Origin of the sequence: Stenotrophomonas sp. SrG (assembly GCF_050031795.1) — a bacterium.
GTDB lineage: Bacteria > Pseudomonadota > Gammaproteobacteria > Xanthomonadales > Xanthomonadaceae > Stenotrophomonas > Stenotrophomonas rhizophila_A.
The window spans coordinates 183,474-201,002 of the sequence record NZ_JBNBBE010000002.1 but is presented as its reverse complement, the minus strand read 5'-3'; the positions used below and the strand labels follow the sequence as shown (position 1 = coordinate 201,002).

The 17,529-nt window shown below is 66.9% G+C and carries 10 protein-coding genes; 3 read left to right on the top strand and 7 right to left on the bottom strand.

Annotation, left to right across the window (positions count from 1 at the left end):
- Positions 1-83 precede the first annotated feature (83 nt).
- The 6 genes from ACQG3P_RS02885 to ACQG3P_RS02860 form a co-directional block, all read right to left on the bottom strand.
- Positions 84-1,814, bottom strand: coding sequence for an ATP-binding protein (locus tag ACQG3P_RS02885; RefSeq protein WP_210131737.1), 1,731 nt, complete (start codon positions 1,812-1,814; stop codon positions 84-86).
- On the bottom strand, positions 1,804-3,303 hold the full coding sequence (locus ACQG3P_RS02880; protein ID WP_095364655.1) for an ATPase domain-containing protein: 1,500 nt from the start codon (positions 3,301-3,303) through the stop codon (positions 1,804-1,806). Before ACQG3P_RS02880 ends, ACQG3P_RS02885 begins: the two co-directional genes overlap by 11 nt.
- A gap of 128 nt (positions 3,304-3,431) precedes the next feature.
- Positions 3,432-3,812: an SseB family protein gene (locus ACQG3P_RS02875; RefSeq protein WP_068849964.1), complete on the bottom strand. Its 381-nt coding sequence runs from the start codon at positions 3,810-3,812 to the stop codon at positions 3,432-3,434.
- Positions 3,813-3,885: 73 nt separating this feature from the next.
- Positions 3,886-5,607 carry an alpha-amylase family glycosyl hydrolase gene (locus ACQG3P_RS02870; protein ID WP_426804137.1) on the bottom strand — a complete coding sequence of 574 codons (1,722 nt, stop codon included), beginning with the start codon at positions 5,605-5,607 and terminating at the stop codon, positions 3,886-3,888.
- On the bottom strand, positions 5,607-7,094 hold the full coding sequence (locus tag ACQG3P_RS02865) for an MFS transporter (protein WP_426804136.1): 1,488 nt from the start codon (positions 7,092-7,094) through the stop codon (positions 5,607-5,609). The genes ACQG3P_RS02870 and ACQG3P_RS02865 overlap by 1 nt, the downstream gene beginning before the upstream one ends.
- Positions 7,091-9,292, bottom strand: a complete 2,202-nt coding sequence (locus ACQG3P_RS02860; RefSeq protein ID WP_426804135.1) for a Six-hairpin glycosidase-like protein — start codon at positions 9,290-9,292, stop codon at positions 7,091-7,093. Before ACQG3P_RS02860 ends, ACQG3P_RS02865 begins: the two co-directional genes overlap by 4 nt.
- A gap of 256 nt (positions 9,293-9,548) precedes the next feature.
- On the opposite strand from ACQG3P_RS02860, the gene ACQG3P_RS02855 reads away from it, so the two are divergent.
- The gene (locus ACQG3P_RS02855; RefSeq protein WP_426804134.1) at positions 9,549-11,615 is read left to right on the top strand and encodes a glycoside hydrolase family 97 protein; all 2,067 of its coding nucleotides are present in this window, start codon (positions 9,549-9,551) and stop codon (positions 11,613-11,615) included.
- Between the two features lie 254 nt (positions 11,616-11,869).
- Positions 11,870-14,620 (top strand): TonB-dependent receptor, encoded by a 2,751-nt coding sequence (locus tag ACQG3P_RS02850; protein ID WP_217536616.1) that lies wholly within the window; start codon positions 11,870-11,872, stop codon positions 14,618-14,620.
- A gap of 165 nt (positions 14,621-14,785) precedes the next feature.
- Here ACQG3P_RS02850 and ACQG3P_RS02845 read toward each other — a convergent pair whose 3' ends face one another.
- Positions 14,786-16,399 (bottom strand): alpha-glucosidase family protein, encoded by a 1,614-nt coding sequence (locus ACQG3P_RS02845; RefSeq protein WP_426804133.1) that lies wholly within the window; start codon positions 16,397-16,399, stop codon positions 14,786-14,788.
- A gap of 194 nt (positions 16,400-16,593) precedes the next feature.
- On the opposite strand from ACQG3P_RS02845, the gene ACQG3P_RS02840 reads away from it, so the two are divergent.
- A partial coding sequence (locus tag ACQG3P_RS02840) for a polyprenyl synthetase family protein (RefSeq protein ID WP_426804132.1) occupies positions 16,594-17,529 on the top strand: 936 nt, incomplete at its 3' end.

The window sequence follows — 17,529 nt, the reverse complement described above, 5'->3', positions numbered from 1 at the left end:
CTCAATCCATCGATGCAGACAGTGTGGGTCACCATGGACCCTGCCGACGCGTGACGGTGGTCAGGGTGCCGTTGGTCAGGGTCTCAGGCGCTGGCGTCGCTGACGGCATCGGCCAGCGCGCTGCGCACCGCGTCGCTGAAGGCCTCGAGCAGGAACGGTTTGGCGATCATGCTCATGCCGGGCTCGAGGAAGGCCGAGCGCTCCTGTGCCTTCTCGGCATAGCCGGTCATGAACAGCACCGGCAGCTCGCTCCGCGACTGGCGGGCGATCTCGGCCAGCTGGCGGCCGTTCATACCCGGCAGGCCGACGTCGGTGACCAGCAGGTCCAGCCGCCGCGTTGACGCCAGCACCGGCAGCGCGCCGTCGGCATCGCCCACCACCTCCACCGTGTAACCCAGGTCTTCCAGCACCACCGTCACCAGCATCCGTACCTGCGGATCGTCTTCGACCACCAGGATCGACTGTCCCGCACCCAGTGCCACCGGTGCCGCGTCTGCGGCCGGCTCCGGCTCGGCGTCGGCTTCCACCTGCGGAATGAACAACGAGATCGTGGTGCCCTGCCCTGGCGTTGAATCGATGGCGATATGGCCGCCGGACTGCTGCATGAAGCCATACACCATGGACATGCCCAGGCCGGTGCCCTTGCCGATCGGCTTGGTGGTGAAGAACGGCTCGAAGGCGCGCTCCACCACTTCCGGCGGCATGCCGGTGCCGGTATCGGAAACCGCCACTACGGCGTAATCGCCTGCGGGCACGCTGGCGCGCTCGCCATCGGCCAGCCGCAGCGGGAAGGTACGCAGCGCCAGCTCACCGCCGTTGGGCATCGCATCGCGTGCGTTGATGGCCAGGTTCAACAGCGCGCTTTCGAACTGGTTGGTGTCCAGCGCCGCGTGCAGCGGTGCCGGCGCTTCTTCGGTACGGATACGAACACTCTCGCCCAGCGTGCTGCGCAGCAGGTGCTGCATCGCGCCGACCAGTGCGTTGAGTTCGACCGGCCGCGCGTCCAGCGACTGCCGGCGCGAGAATGCCAGCAGGCGCTGGGTCAAGGCGGCGGCGCGCTGGCTGGAGGTGGTGGCCGCATCCAGGAAGCGCTCCAGATCATCCGTGCGCCCCAGCTCCAACCGCATCCGCACGATATCCAGCGCCGACAGGATGCCGGTCAGCATGTTGTTGAAGTCATGCGCGATGCCGCCGGTCAGCTGGCCGATCGCCTCCATCTTCTGCGACTGCCGCAGCGCCGCTTCGCTCGCTTCACGCGCGGCCATCTGTGCTTCGAGCTCACGGGTACGCTCGGCGACTACCGTTTCCAGCTCCAGTGCATGCTGGCGGCTGGCTTCCAGTGCCGCTTTCGCGCTGCGCTCCAGCGCACTGCGGCTGTCGGCCAGCGCACGCATCTGGTCGCGCACCAGGAACTGCTTCTCGCGCGCACGCAGCGCGCCCTGCACGGCGCTGAGCAGCGACATGCCGCCCAGCGGCCGATCCAGTTCCACCACGTTGACCGTGCGCGGAAGCAGGCTATCGAACGGCGAACGACGGTGCGCACGCGGGGAGCGCAGCAGGATGACGGGCAGGTCCGACCAGGCAGGCTGGGCGGAGAGGCGTTGCAGCAGGCAATCGGTACCACGGGCGATGGCTTCTTCGGTGATCAGCACCACGCCGGCCTGGTCATCGAGCGCAGCGGCCAGGTCGTCCAGGGTATCGGCCGGCCGGGTGGCCAGCCCTGCGCCATCCAGCACCGACGCAATGCTGGCCGCATCGCGGCCGAACGGGGCGACGATATGGACAACGCCGCCGCGCCCGGGGTCATCCTGCATAGGGATGGGCCAGCAGGGATGCCGTATCGCCCACGAACTCCGGCGTGCCGGTGAGGATGCCCTTGAATTCGTTCAGCGGCGCACTGAGTGCCAGGCCCTTGCCGTTGATCTTGAGCTCGCGGATGGTGTCTTCGTGGGCGCCGCCGCGGTTCTTGATCACCGAGATTGCCTTGCGGATGCGCCCCTGTGCTTCGAAGAAGCGGAACAGGATCACCGCATCGGCGATGTAGGACACGTTGAGGTTGCCGGTGGACATCGTACCCACCAGGCCGTGCTGCGGGTTGATCAGGAACGTGGCCACGCCCTTCTGGTTGAGGTAGGACAGCATTTCATGCAGCTGCAGCATCAGCTGCTTTTCCTGCGGCATGGCGGCCACGTAGCCGTTGAGGCTGTCGATCACCAGCACGCTGCAGCCGCGCTGCTCCACGGCCTTGCGCACGTTCCAAGAAAACTCACCGGGCGAGATCTCGGCCGGGTCGATCTGCACTATCTCCAACAAGCCCGAGGCCAGGTGCGACCCCAGGTCGATATCCAGCGCCTTGGCGCGGGCCAGCAACGTGCCCACCCGCTCGTCGAATTCGAAGATGCAGCACCTCTCGCCGCGCTCGCAGGCGGCCCACACATACTGCAGCGCCACGTTGGTCTTGCCGCTGCCGGCCGGACCGGTCAACAGGGTGCTGGTGCCGCGCAACGGGCCGCCGCCGAGCAGGTTGTCGATTTCCGCCACGCCGCTGCCGAGGGTCTCCCCGCCGAAGTCGTCATGGTGGTGCGAAGCAATCAGCCGCGGAAACACTTCCAGCCCGCCGGTGCGGATGGCAATGTCATGGTAGCCGGCCACGAAATCCACGCCGCGCAGCTTCTGCACCTGCATCCGGCGCCTCGCTGCGCCAAAGTCCAAGGTCAGCCGTTCCAGCGAAATCACGCCGTGGCAGAGGCTGTGCAGCTGCCCGTCGCGATCATCGGCGCCCGAGGTCAGGTCGTCCACCAGGAGCACGGTGGCGCTCTTGGGCGCAAAGAACTGCTTCAGGGCCAGGATCTGGCGGCGGTAGCGCAGCGAGTCCTGGGCCAGCAGGCGCAGCTCGGACAGCGAATCGAACACCACCCGGTTGGGCCGGATTCGATCCACTTCGCCGAGGACCAGCTTTACCGTTTCATCCAGCTCGACTTCCCACGAATGCAGGACCGACTGCAGCCGGCCATTGCCCAGCGCATCTTCGGCCGAGCCGAGCTCGAACAGGTGCAGGCCGTCCAGCGACCAGCCATGCGCACTGGCCACCTCGCGCAGCTCCTCCGCCGTTTCCGAGAGGGTCACGTACAGGCAGCGTTCGCCCTGTTTCAGGCCCTGCAGCAGGAACTGCAGGGAGAGCGTGGTCTTGCCCGAGCCGGGCGGGCCTTCCAACAGGTAGAGGCGCCCCTGCGGCAAGCCGCCACTGAGGATGGTATCCAGGCCCTGTACACCGGTGGTGACGCGCGACGACTCTGTCTGCATGAAAGACCCCTGTTTTGCGGCGGAGTCTAGCAACCAGCACTGTGTAGAGATTGTGTGATCGACATCTCTACATTAAGTCCACTTCAGCAATGTGCAAACCGCGTGGAGCGGGAACTGCAGGCCATCCCTCAGGCGAAATCCTTCAGGATCTCGCCGATGCCTGCCGGGGACAGTTCCAAGCCGAGCGAGGTGCCCGGATTGACCACCACGCCATAGCCGCCGGGTACGCGCTTGAGCACCTCCAGCATCTGCATGCGGATCGTGTGCGGCGCCTGCTGGCTGTGGAAGCCGACCCGCTCCATGTGGGTGAACACCGCCACGTGCAGGGTGCCCTGCTTGTCGAACAGCAGCGGGTCGAAGCCGCTGCCGTCGGGGGTGACCAGGCTGCCGGTGAGCAGCACCACGTCCGAGGCGACGAAGGCCTTCATGAAAGCGCCGATCGGGGTCTTCCCGTCCATGGCGGATTGCAGAAGGGCTTCGATCGGGGTCAGTGGGGTGAGGTCGTTCATGGGGCGATTCTACCCGGTCGGCAGCCACCGACCGTTGGTCGGTGGTCAGGGCGTACCCACCAACGGTGGGTACCTACCGGGACAGGCGCGTGGTCCTCGCCTGCTGGTCCGCCACCGCCTTCGCCAGCTCGGCCTGCAGTTCCTTCTGGTTCACCGCCGCTTCCAGCAGGTACACCTTCACCCCGTGCGCGGGGACGTCGGCCTTCAGGCTGCGCTTGACCGCCTGGCTGCCGCCGCCCAGCGCATCACGCCAGGTGCCCGGCTGCAGGTAGCGGCTGACCTCGAACGTGCTGGCGGTGTCGCCCTTGTTGAGCAGCACCAGCGCGGTCTGCGCGGTATCGCCGTGCTGCAGTACGCGGTAGAACACCGCCTGGTCGCCCTGCAGGCGTTCGTTGACCTGCAGCCCGCGCTGCAGGGCCGGGGTGGCCTCGCGCAGCTTGGCGATCCGCTGCAGGGGCCCGAAGATCGGGCTCTGCGGGGCGGCATCCACCCGCGGCTGGCCGAAGTACGCACGGTTGCCCGCGTGTTCGGCACGGCTGCGCATGAAGCCGGTTTCCGAGCCGTAATACAGCACCGGAATGCCGCGCGCGGTGAACAGCCAGTTGTGCGCGTCGATGAAGCCGTTGTCGGTGGCATCCAGCCGCGCCATGTCGTGGTTGTCGTAGAAGCTCATCAGCTCGTACGGGTTGGCGTACGGCCCACCCACCAGGTGCAGCGGCTCGGCCAGCGCTTCGAAGCCCTTCTGCTCCTTGCCGAACACGCTGGACATCGCGCCACGCAGCGGGAAGTCGAGCACGCTCACGTTGGCGTTGGTCGGCCAGGTGTGCTCGGCGATCTTGCCGGCGTCATAGTCGAACGCCTCCCCGAACATGAACATGTCCGGATGCTTGGCGCGGATCCGGTTGACGAACTCATGCCACCACGGGTGCGGCAGCCAGCCGATGGTATCGATGCGCAGCGCATCCACACCCTGCGCGGTCCATTGCAGGTAGGCGCCCACCAGGTACTCCATCACTGCCGGATTGTCCTGGTTGAAGTCGCCCAGCTCGGCCAGGTTGCCGTCGAAGATCGAGCCCTTGTCCGCGTCGACCGGGCCGATGTTGTTGTAGAACGCGTGCAGCGGGTTGTGCTTGGGGTCCAGCTGCTGCGGCGGCAGGTTCTGGTGGTCGGCGATGAGCTTGCCGTCCTTGTCGAAGATCTGGCCGAACTGCGGCTGCTTCACCGGCATGGTCCAGGCCGGCGAACCGTGATTGCCGACGATGTCCAGCACGACCTTCAGCTTGGCGTCGTGCAGGCCACGGGTGAGCCCGGCGAAATCCAGGTCCGCGCTGGGCAGGTGCTCGTCGAGCTTGTAGAAGTTGATGCCCCAGTAGCCGTGGTACCCGGTCTTGCCGCGGTCGGTCAGGGTGCTGGTGCAGCTGATCGGCTTGCTGCCAGTGAAGGCCTCATCCGGGTTGTCGATGATCGGGGTGATCCACACCGCACCGAAACCGAGGTTGCGGATGTAGTCGGCATTGTCGAGCACGCCCTTGAAGTCGCCGCCGAGATAGCCGATGTTGCCGTCGACCTTGTCCGGGCACGGCACCGGGATGTCGAAGGTGCGGTGCTTGCCGCCCTGGTCGCGGTGGTCGTTGGTCGGGTCACCGTTGACGAAGCGGTCGGTGACCACGAAGTACACCGCATCGCTGGCGAACGGCTCCAACGTGCCCACGTACTCGGGGCGCGGGGCCGCAACGGCATGGCCGGCCAGCAGCGCGAACGAAAGGCCCAGCGACAAACGCGAACGAGACAGCATCAGACAACCTCCTGGTGGGACGGCACCCGCAGCACGCACAACCCGGCGATCAACAGGCTGACGCCACCCAGCGCCAGCACGTGCATCGGGTTGCCGCCCAGCCACAGGCGCAGCATGAAGCCCAGCGCGCTGGCCGCGACCAGCTGCGGGATGACGATGAAGAAATTGAACAGGCCCATGTACACGCCCATCTTGGCCGCCGGCACGCTGTCAGACAGCAGTGCATACGGCAGCGACAGGATCGAGGCCCAGGCGAAACCAACCCCGACCATCGACAGCAGCAGCCACTTCGGGTCGTCGATCAGCATCAGCGAGATCAACCCGAGGCCGCCCAACCACAGGTTGACCAGGTGGCTCAGGCGCAGGCCCATCAGCCGCACCATCAGCGGAATCAACAGGGCGGCGAGTGCGGCAAAGCCGTTGTACGCGCCGAACAGCACGCCCACCCAGTTGGCACCCTCGTTATAGGCGGCCGACGCCGGATCGGTAGAGCCGAAATGGGTACCGGCCACCGCGGCAGTGGTGTAGATCCACATCGCGAAGAGCGCGAACCACGAGAAGAACTGCACCCACGCCAGGCGGCGCATGGTGCGCGGCATGCTGCGCAGGTCATCGACGATGACGGCCAGCATTTGCGGGCCCGGCAGCAGCCGCGCCACGCCAAGCAGCAGGCCGTAGGCGATGCACAGCCCGGCCAGCACGTAGAGCATCTTGTCGCCGTTGCGCCAGGCGATCGCCGCAGCCAGCGCCAGGCCGAGCGCGATCCAGCCGCCGATCTGCAGCATCGGCGGCGGCCCGGCGACAGGCGCGGACTGGTGCACGGCCGGCGGCTCGGCATCATCGAAGCTGGCCAGCTCGGTCGGGGAGTATTCGCGCGTGCTGAACACCGTCCAGGCGATCGAGGCCAGCAGCACCACCGCGCCGAAGTAGAACGCATAGCGCACGGTCGGCGGCACTTCGCCGGCGGCAGCGGTATTGGCCACGCCGAAGTGCGCCAGGATGAACGGCAGGAAGCTGGCCACGATGGCGCCTACGCCAATGAAGAAGCTCTGCATTGCGTAGCCGGTCGGGCGCTGGCGCGGGGCCAGCTTGTCGCCGACGAACGCGCGGAACGGCTCCATCGAGACGTTGATCGAGGCATCCAGCACCCACAGCGTGCCCGCCGCGATCCACAGCGTGGGCGAGTTCGGCATCACCAGCAGGGCCAGCGTGGTGAACACCGCGCCGATCATGAAGTACGGGCGGCGGCGACCCCAGCGGGTCCAGGTGCGGTCGGACAGGTAGCCGATGATCGGCTGCACCAGCAGCCCGGTCAGCGGTGCGGCGATCCACAGCCCGGGCACGGCGTCCATCGGCGCGCCCAGCGTTTCGAAGATGCGGCTGGCGTTGGCGTTCTGCAGGGCAAACCCGAACTGGATGCCGAGGAAGCCGAAGCACATGTTCCAGATCTGCCAGAACGACAGGGTCGGCTTGGCGGTGCGGCTCATCGGGTGGCCTCCGCCTCGCCGGCCACCGGTGCGATCAGCAACGCTTGCACGTTGGCCGCGTTGAGCACGCCGTCGCGGCCGCCCTTGCCACCGTTGTACTGGGCGAAGTGTTCCAGTGCGCTCATGTTGAACCCGGGTTCCAGGGTGAAACGGCAGCTGCCCTTGGGCAGGTCGAATTCGGCGGCGGTGGAATCCTGCGGGCCGATGCTGTGCGGCATCACGATCGTGGCGCGCTGGACCGGTTGCCCCGCGCAGTGCACGGCCAGCTGCTTCACGGCAGCGGTGACGCCGGTGTTGATCGGGCCGTTGGGGTTGTCGTAGTGGAGGCGGATGCGGACACGGGTGGGCTTTGCGGCGGTCCAGGCCCACTGGGTTGCGCCGGGCAGGCGTTGCTGCGGACCGATGCAGGTCATCGGGCTGTGCAGCGACTCGAGGTCGCCTTCGCGACGGGTGAGGCTCAGGCAGTGCTGGTGGCCGTCGTTGGTGACGGTGTGGGTGGCCGAGCTGCCCACCGCGATGCCGTCCTGCCAGAGCTGGTGGTGGGCGGGGATGGCGATGGTCCAGGTGTTGCCGCGCTTCTGCGCTGCCGGGGCGGCGGGGGTGGCCGGGGCGAAGGCGTTGGGGTTTGCCGGGTCTGCGCGGAAAGCGGACACGCGTGGCGTGTCCCTGCGCGGTTCGAGGCGGACGGTTACGGTGTTGCCCTTGCGCTGGATCTTTTCTGCTACGAGCAGGTCGCCGTCGAGGGTGCGGGGGCGCTTGAGGATGTAGCGGGTGCTGCCGGTGTCGAGCTCGATGCTGTCGCGCTTGCCGAACAATTGCGGCACCAGGGCCACCGGGAGTTTGGGGGCGACGCTGCCGTCGGCTTCCACGCCGAACACGCCTTCGAGCACCATCGAGAGGTAGCCGGCCACCGACCACAGCTGGCGCGGTGAGTTGACCACCGGGCCGCTCAAGGGGCCTTCGTTGACGTGCACGGCGAGCGTGCGCATCTCATGATTTTCCATGTTCGAACCGGCCAGCGCGCTGCCGCGCATCAGCGATTCGATCTCGCGCTGGATGCGGGTGGCATCATCCACCTTGCGTGCCGCACGCAGCGAGTAGGCGCTGACGAACGGCCACACCGCCCGGTTGTGGTAGATCGGCTGCTGCGCTTCCTGCGGCCACACCACCGGGCTGCCGCCTTCCACGTACGGGTAGTTGGCCAGCGAGCGGCGGGCACGCTCGGCCGGGAACACCTCGGCCAGCACGCCCAGCGAGATGCCCAGCAGGTCGTACTTGGCATACGGCACCGGGTGTGCGGCTTCGCCGATGTAGCTCATGTACATGCCGGCGTCTTCGCGCCAGAAGCGCGCGTCGATCTGCGTGGCCAGCGCGTCGGCCCAGGCCGCGTACTCGCTGGCGCGGGCGTCGCCGAGTTCACGGGCGTACTTCTCGGCCAGGCGCAGCGCCTGGTAGTGCAGCACGTTGGTGGACAGCGCGAAGGAGTCGCCAATGAAGCGCACGTCGTTGCGGGTCCAGTCCGGGTAGGTCTGCTCGCGCCAGTCCAGGAACGAGGTCTCGCCGCGGTACAGCCCCGTGCGCGCATCGAACACCATCGCGCGGTCCTGCGCCAGGGTGGCCTGCAGGGCCTGCCAGGTCTCGGTCATGAAGCTGGAATTGTCGTGCAGGTCGCGTGCGGCCAGGAACCACACCACGCGGTCGCTGCTGATCGGCCAGCTGCCGCCGGAGCCGGTGTCCTGGGCCACGAACAGGCTGGGGATGACGCCGTCGCGCGCCTTGGACAGCTTGAACTGCAGGGACTGGCGGGTGCGGATCGGCTCCAGCCGGGCCAGCGCCAGGTCGGCGGCGAAACTCACATCCCGCGTCCACACGTACGGCCAGCGCTCGCCGGTCTGGAAGCACTCGCAGTCCACCGGGTTGCCGAAATTGAAGGCCGGGTCGCGGATCGCGTCCACGCGGTCGGCGGCCATGTCCTGCTGGGCCAGCGCGAACAGCGCATCGAACATCACGCTGTCGGTGCGGCTGCGCATCGGCTGGGCGGCAATCGCCACCGGCTTGCCATCGGCCAGCAACTGGAAGCTGCCGTCGGCAGCGGCGTTGGCGCGCGCGGTGCGGCCATCGAAAGTCAGGTCCGCCGCCGTAGCGGTGGACACCAGCGCCGCCCCGAGGGCAGCGGTCAGGCAGATCGTTTTCAGCATCGAAAAGCGGCGGACCGGCTTGCGCCCGTCGGCCTTCCTCCCTTCTTGCACGCGGTATGGTTCGCCAGCGCCGGGGCGCTGTCGTCGCGGCCCCCTCCCAGGGTGCCTGCCTGCATGGTAGGCGACGACCGTCGCCCGTCGCACTGCACAGGCGATATACGTGCCCGCTTGCATACGTATTCATGGCGTGCCGCGGTGAGGCCGCGGCAGGCGTGGCTATAGTCCGGGGCAGATATGCGCTGCCCTGGGAGGGGAAATGCCACTGGAGTTGCCGTTGTTGCGCGCTGTTGCCGCGCCCCGCCCGCTGGCCTGGCTGGCACTGTCGTTGCTGGTCTGCACCACCGCCGCACACGCTGAACCGGTCACGGTGGCCAGCGCCAAGTCACCGGGCGACATTCTGAAGGTGTCGCTGCAGCTGGATGGCGGCAACCCGAGTTACCGGGTCGAGCGCCTCGGCCAGACCGTGGTGGCCGAATCAAAACTGGGCTTCCAGCTGCGCGACGGCCGCCTGGACCGCGACCTGGCGGTGCTCGGGCAGGAAACGCGCCGTGTCGATGACACTTGGGAACAGCCCTGGGGCGAGCGCCGCAGCGTGCGCAACCACTACAACGAAGTCACTGTGCACCTGGGCGAGCGCAGCGGTGCCAAGCGCCGGCTGGACGTGGTGTTCCGCGTCTACGACGACGGCCTGGGCTTCCGCTACCACTTCCCGCTGCAGCCGGGCCTGCGCGAGGCGATCATCGATGACGAGCTGACCGAGTTCGCGATCGCCCCGCCATCCACCGCCTGGTGGATCCCCGCTGGCGAGCCCATCCATTACGAGTACCTGTACCAGCGCACGCCGTTGGACCAGGTGCCGCTGGCCCATACCCCGCTCACCCTGCGCAGCCACGACGGCCTGCACGTGGCGATCCACGAGGCGGCGCTGGTCGACTACGCCGGCATGTGGCTGCGGCGCACCGAGGGCCAGCGCCTGCGCGCCCAGTTGTCGCCGTCGGCCGAAGGCTGGAAGGTGCGTCGCACCCTGCCCTTCGATACGCCCTGGCGCACGCTGCAGATCAGCGACACCGCCGGCGGGCTGGTGGAATCCAACTTGATCCTCAACCTCAACGAACCCAACGCACTGGGCGATGTGAGCTGGGTGAAGCCGTCCAAATACCTGGGCGTGTGGTGGTCGATGCACCTGGACCAGGAAAGCTGGGCGACCGGGCCGAAGCATGCGGCGACCACGGCGAAGACGAAGAAAGTGATCGACTTCGCCGCCAGACACGGTTTCCGCGGCGTGCTGGTGGAAGGCTGGAACCCGGGCTGGGATGGCAACTGGGTCGGCAACGGCTACGACTTCGATTTCACCCGCGCCACCCCGGACTTCGACATCGAGGCGCTGTCGGCCTACGGCGCGAAGAAAGGCGTGCACCTGATCGGCCACCACGAAACCGGCTGCGCGATCGAGCACTATGAAGACCAGCTGGGCGCGGCCCTGGACCTGTATGCGCGGCTGGGCGTGGATTCGTTCAAGAGCGGCTATGTCTGCGACGACGGCCAGGTGGATCGGCGTAATCCGACCGGCGGCCCGCTGTGGCGCGAGTGGCACGACGGCCAGTTCATGGCCCGCCATCACCTGAAGGTGGTGCAGGAAGCAGCCAAGCGCCACATCGCGGTGAATCCGCACGAGCCGATCAAGGACACCGGGCTGCGCCGCACCTATCCGAACTGGATCTCGCGCGAAGGCGCACGCGGCATGGAGTACAACGCCTGGGGCCAGCCGCCGAACCCGCCCGAACACGAGGTCAACCTGGTGTTCACCCGGCTGCTGTCCGGGCCGATGGATTACACCCCGGGCATCCTCAGCCTGAAGGGCCGCCACGGCCAGCCCATTCCCAGCACGCTGGCCCGCCAGCTGGCGCTGTACGTGGTGATCTACAGCCCGATCCAGATGGCCGCCGACCTGCCCGAGCATTATGAACAGCACCGCGAGGCATTCCGCTTCATCGAGGATGTGGCCGTGGACTGGGACGACACCCGCGTGCTGGATGGTGAGGTGGGCGACTACGTGACCATCGCGCGCAAGGATCGCCACAGCCGCGACTGGTTCCTGGGCAGCATCACCGATGAGCATGGGCGTTCGCTGCCGGTACCGCTGTCGTTCCTGGAGCCCGGCGTGCGCTACCGCGCCGAGATATACCGCGATGGGGAGGGTGCGGATTATCAGTCCAATCCGTTCGCGTTCACGCGCGAAACCCGCCAGGTCACCGGCGCTGACACCCTGACTATCGTGCTGGCGCCCGGTGGCGGCCAAGCCATCCGGTTTACCCCGTTGTGAAGCCGTAACGACCAGCGGCCGTTACCTACCGCGGGCGTCGAATGCCCCGGTAGGGCACGACCGTTGGTCGTGCCGCCGGTGAAACCGGTTCCATAATCCCGCATTTTCATTGAATACGTATGCAGGGTGATTCACGCCGAAGGCGCGCTGCCTACCATAGCCACGCAGTCAACGGCCATCGCGCCATGACACCTGCGGCAACGCATCGCCGTTGATCACAACATGAGTTTGGCAACATTGCCTGGGAGGGGAAAATGTTGAATCGCAAGCGCAGCGCGCTGAGTATCGCGCTGGCCGTCGCCCTGACGCCGTCATTGGCGTTGGCGCAGTCCACCACCACCGCACCGCCGGCCGGTAACGCCGCCACCGACCTGGATACCGTCCAGGTCACCGGCATCCGCCGCGGCATCGAAAACGCCATTGCGATCAAACAGGACGCCACCTCGGTGGTCGAGGTGATCTCGGCCGAAGACATCGGCAAGCTCCCGGATGTGAGCATCGCCGAATCGCTGGCCCGCCTGCCCGGCCTGGCCGCCCAGCGCGTGGCCGGCCGTGCCCAGGTGATCAGCGTACGCGGCCTGTCGCCCGACTTCGCCACCACCCTGCTCAACGGGCGTGAAGTGGTCAGCACCGGCGACAACCGCAGCGTGGAGTTCGACCAGTACCCGTCCGAACTGGTCAACGGCGTGACCGTGTACAAGACCCCGGATGCGGCGCTGGTCGGCCAGGGCCTGTCGGGCACCATCGACATGCAGACCGTGCGCCCGCTGGCGTTCGGCGAGCGCGTGATCGCGCTCAGCGGCCGCTATTCGAAGAACTCGCTGGGCAAGGCCGCCAACGTGGACGCGTTCGGCAACCGCTTCAGCGCCAGCTACATCGACCAGTTCGCCGAAGACACCTGGGGCATCGCACTGGGCTACGCGCACAGCGACAACCCGATCCAGGAAAACCAGGTGGGCCTGTACGAGCCGTGGACCACCGAGCAGACCGACCAGGGCAACCGCCCCGGCGTGGCGCCGGGCACCGCGTTCTCCGACGGCATCAAGGCGCTGCGCCGTACCGGCAACGCCAAGCGTGACGGCTACATGGCCACCGTGCAGTTCCGCCCGTCGAACGTGTGGACCAGCACCCTGGACATGTTCCACACCAAAGCCGAGCAGATCGACACCGCCAACCAGTTCGAGGTCAACCTCAGCAACTACAACGGCGGCTACACCCCGGGCCTGTTGATCACCAATCCACAGGTGAACGGCAACGGCACCTTCACCGGCGGCACCGCCAGCGGCGTGTACCCGCTGGTGCGCGGCATGTACAACAAGCGCGAAGACAAGATCGACGCGTTCGGCTGGAACAACGAGCTGACCTTCGACAGCTTCAAGCTCACCGCCGATGTGAACTACTCCAAGGCCACGCGCGATGAGCTGAACCTGGAGAACAACCTGCAGCTCACCCCGATGCCGCAGCTGGACACCATCGGGCTGACCATCAACCCGGATGGCTTCTCGCAGATCCGCCCGGGCCTGGACTACTCCAACCCCGAAGCGCTGTACCTGACCAACACCATCTATGGCTCCGGCTACGGCAAGGTGCCGCAGGTGGAAGACCGCCTGAAGGGCGCGCGCCTGCAGGGCACGTTCAACATGCCCGAAGCGCTGTCGTGGTTCCAGGACGTGGACGTGGGCGTCAACTACGCCGACCGCCGCAAGGAAAAGACCCAGGCCGAAGGCAACATCCTGCTAGGCGCGCAGGGCGACGCCAACGTCGCCGGCGACCTGCAGTACGCCCCGGTCAACCTGGGCTTTGCCGGCATCGGCTACATCCCGGCGTGGAACGTGCCGGCGGCCGTCGACCGCTACATGACGTTCAACCCGGTCACCAACCTGGATTACCTGATTCCCAAGTCGTGGGTGGTGCAGGAAAAGACCACCACGGCCTGGGTGCGCGCCAATATCAACACCGACATCGGTGACGTGGGCGTGCGCGGCAACATCGGTGTGCAGATGATCACCACCGACCAGAGCTCGCAGTCGAACTACTTCGACCGCTCGCGCCCGGCCGGCCAGGAAGTGCTGCCGATCGATGAAGGCAAAAAGTACACCGACTGGCTGCCGAGCCTGAACCTGGCCTTCCTGTTCCCGCACCAGCAGACCCTGCGCTTCGCCGTGGCCAAGCAGGTCGCGCGCCCGCGCGTTGACCAGATGCGCGCCGGCCTGGAGTTCGGCGTGGATACGGCCACCGGCAAGCCGGGCGGCAGCGGCGGCAACCCGTTGCTGGATCCGTGGCGTGCGAATGCCATCGACCTGTCGTACGAGAAGTACTTCGGTGAGAAGGCATATGTGGCGGCGGCGATCTTCTACAAGGACCTGAAGAGCTACGTCTACACCCAGTCGGTGGACGACTACGACTTCAGCGACCTGCTGGCCAGCTACGTCATCCCGCCGGGCATGACCGCCCCGCTGCAGACCACGGGCACCTTCTCCGCACCGCAGAACGGCGAAGGCGGCACCCTGCGTGGCCTGGAGCTGACTGCTTCGTTCCCGCTGGAAATGCTGGCCGATCCGCTGCGTGGCTTCGGCGTGCAGGCCAGCGCGACCTTCAATGACAGCGACATCAAGATCCTGGACCCGGAAAGCGCGTCCAGCGTGGGCACCGATCCGATCAGCCTGCCGGGCCTGTCCGAGCGCGTGTACAACTTCACCGCGTACTACGAGCGCAACGGCTTTGAAGCGCGCGTGAGCCAGCGTCGTCGTTCGGACTTCATCGGTGAAATCGGCAACTTCAACGGCAACCGCACGCTGCGTTACGTGGTGGGCGAGAACGTGACCGACGCGCAGATCAGCTACACCTTCGCCGATGACAGCGCGCTGCACGGGCTGACCCTGCTGCTGCAGGGAAGCAACCTGACCAACGAGCCGTACCGCACGTATGCCGGCACCAAGGATCGCCCGCTGGAGTACATCGAGTGGGGCCGTACCTACATGCTGGGTGTGAACTACAAGTTCTGATCCCGGCGTAGAAGCACGAACGAAGAACCCGCTGCGCGAGCAGCGGGTTTTTTCGTGCCGCAAGCCGAGCCCCGTCGCGGCCCTCAACGCTCGCGATGAACCTGATCGAAGAAAAAAGGGCGGAGCCTTTCGGCTCCGCCCATCAATACCACCGGAAATCGTGAATCAGACGCGGCGCGCGCAGTACATTGCCTGTGCCGGCAGGTTCAGCGTTGCCCCATTGGCCTGCCCTGCATCCGGGCCGGGCACGTGCAGCGCGTGCCACTCGCCTTCGGGCAGCGCCACCTGGGTCGCTTCTGCCGACAGGTTGAACGCCAGCAACAGCGTCTCATCGCCATGGCGTCGCTCGAACATCAGCACCGGTTCGGCCGTCTCCAGGAACCGGATGTCGCCCAGCAGCAGCGTCGGCATGGTGCGGCGCCACGCCAGGAACTGGCGGAACGCGTTCAACACCGAGTGCGGATCGTGCTCCTGCACCGCCACTGCACTGGCCTGGTGCTCCTGCGGGATCGGCAGCCACGGCGCACCGCTGGTGAACCCGGCCAGCGGCGCATCCAGCCACGGCATCGGCGTGCGGCACCCGTCGCGGCCCTTGAAGTTCGGCCAGAAGGTGATGCCATACGGATCCTGCAGCGCCTCGAACGGCACGTCCGCTTCGCCCAGGCCCAGTTCCTCGCCTTGGTACAGACAGATCGAACCGCGCAGCGAACACAGCACCGCCACCAGCAGCCGCGCCAGCCGCGGCTGCGCCGGGTGCCCGCCCCAACGGGTCACCGCGCGCTCCACGTCGTGGTTGGAGATCGCCCAGCACGGCCAGCCTTCGGTCATGGTCGCTTCCAGCCGCGACACCGTGTCGCGGATGTAGGCCGCGCTGTAATCCTTGACCAGCAGTTCGAAGCTGTAGCCCATGTGCAGGCGACCCGGCGCGGTGTACTCGGCCGTGGTTGCCAGCGAATCCTCGGCGGAGATCTCGCCCAGGCTGACCGCGCCCGGGTACTCGTCCAGCAGCCCGCGCAGGCGCTCGATGAACGGCAGGTTCTCCGGTTGGGTGTTGTTGTAGTAGTGGTACTGGTAGGCGTACGGGTTGTCGGTGCTGAAGCCCCGGCCCAGGCGCTTTTCCAGCGGCTTGGCCGGGTTGTCGCGCAGCTGCTTGTCGTGGAAGCAGAAGTTGATCGAATCCAGGCGGAAGCCATCCACGCCGCGGTCCAGCCAGAACCGCACGTAGTCCAGGGTGGCCTGCTGCACGGCCGGATTGTGGAAATCCAGGTCCGGCTGGTCGGCCAGGAAATTGTGCAGGAAGTACTGCTCGCGGCGCGGCTCCCACTGCCAGGCCACGCCACCGAAGATGGACATCCAGTTGTTGGGCGGGGTGCCGTCCTCGCGCGGGTCGGCCCACACGTACCAGTCCGCCTTGGGATTGGTGCGGTCCTGGCGGCTCTCGCGGAACCAGGCGTGCTCGATCGAGGTGTGGCTGAACACCTGGTCGATCATCACCTTCAGGCCCAGCGCGTGCGCCTTGGCCAGCAACCGATCGAAATCGGCCAGGGTGCCGAACAGCGGATCCACATCGCGATGGTCGGCGATGTCGTAACCGAAGTCGGCCATGGGCGAGGTGAAGAACGGCGAAATCCAGATCGCGTCCACCCCCAGCGAGGCCACGTAGTCCAGCCGTTCGATGATGCCGGGCAGGTCGCCCACGCCATCACCGTTGGCATCCAGGAAACTGCGCGGGTAAATCTGATAAATGACGGCACCGCGCCACCATGGAGTCTGCGTCATCGAGGGCCCCCCTCCGGGCTTCCAGGGCGCCCTCCCACGGGCGCCAGAACGTACCCGACAAGCTTAGCGGCGCACCCTCGGCGGTGGCGCCGCTTGCATACGTATTCACGCCCTGCCCGGCCCCCGGAACGCCTTCGCGGGCGGAATACGTCCGCACCGCCTATAATTCCGCCCAAGCCTGAAAGTCAGACCGCATGACCATCACCGAAGACACCCGCCCCGCGCTTGGCCTGCCCCAGATCCAGTCGCTCGCCGCGCCCGACATGGCCGCCGTGGATGCGCTGATTCGCCGCCGACTGTCCTCGGATGTCGTGCTGATCAACCAGATCGCCGACCACATCATATCTGCCGGCGGCAAGCGCCTGCGGCCGATGCTGGTCATGCTGGCCGGCCACGCGGTCGGCCAGGCCGGCCCGGAGCACCACCAGCTGGCGGCGATCATCGAGTTCATCCACACCTCGACCCTGCTGCACGACGACGTGGTGGACGAATCCAGCCTGCGGCGCGGCCGCAGCACCGCCAATGCACTGTGGGGCAACGCCCCGAGCGTGCTGGTCGGCGACTTCCTGTACTCGCGCAGCTTCCAGCTGATGGTCGAACTGGACCGCATGCCGGTCATGCAGATCCTGGCCGATACCACCAACCGCATCGCCGAAGGCGAAGTGCTGCAGCTGCTGCACGTGCATAACCCGGATACCGACGAAGCGGCCTACCTGCGCGTGATCGAGCGTAAGACCGCGGTGCTGTTCGCTGCCGGTACCCGGCTGGGGGCACTGGCCAGCGGCGTGGACGCGGCCACCCAGCAGGCGCTGTACGACTACGGCATGCACCTGGGCTACGCCTTCCAGATCGCCGACGACGTGCTGGATTACTCGGCCAATGCGGACGAGCTGGGCAAGAACCTGGGCGACGACCTGGCCGAAGGCAAGGCGACCCTGCCGCTGATCCACGCCATGGCCCATTCCGACGCCACCACCCGCGAGCGTCTGCGCGCCATCGTGCAGAACGGCGATGCGGATGCGATGCCGGAGGTGCTGGCCGCCATTCACGCCACCGGCGGGCTGGAATACAGCCGCCGCCGCGCCGAGGAATACGCCGACGCCGCCGAGCGCGCGCTCGACGGCCTGGCA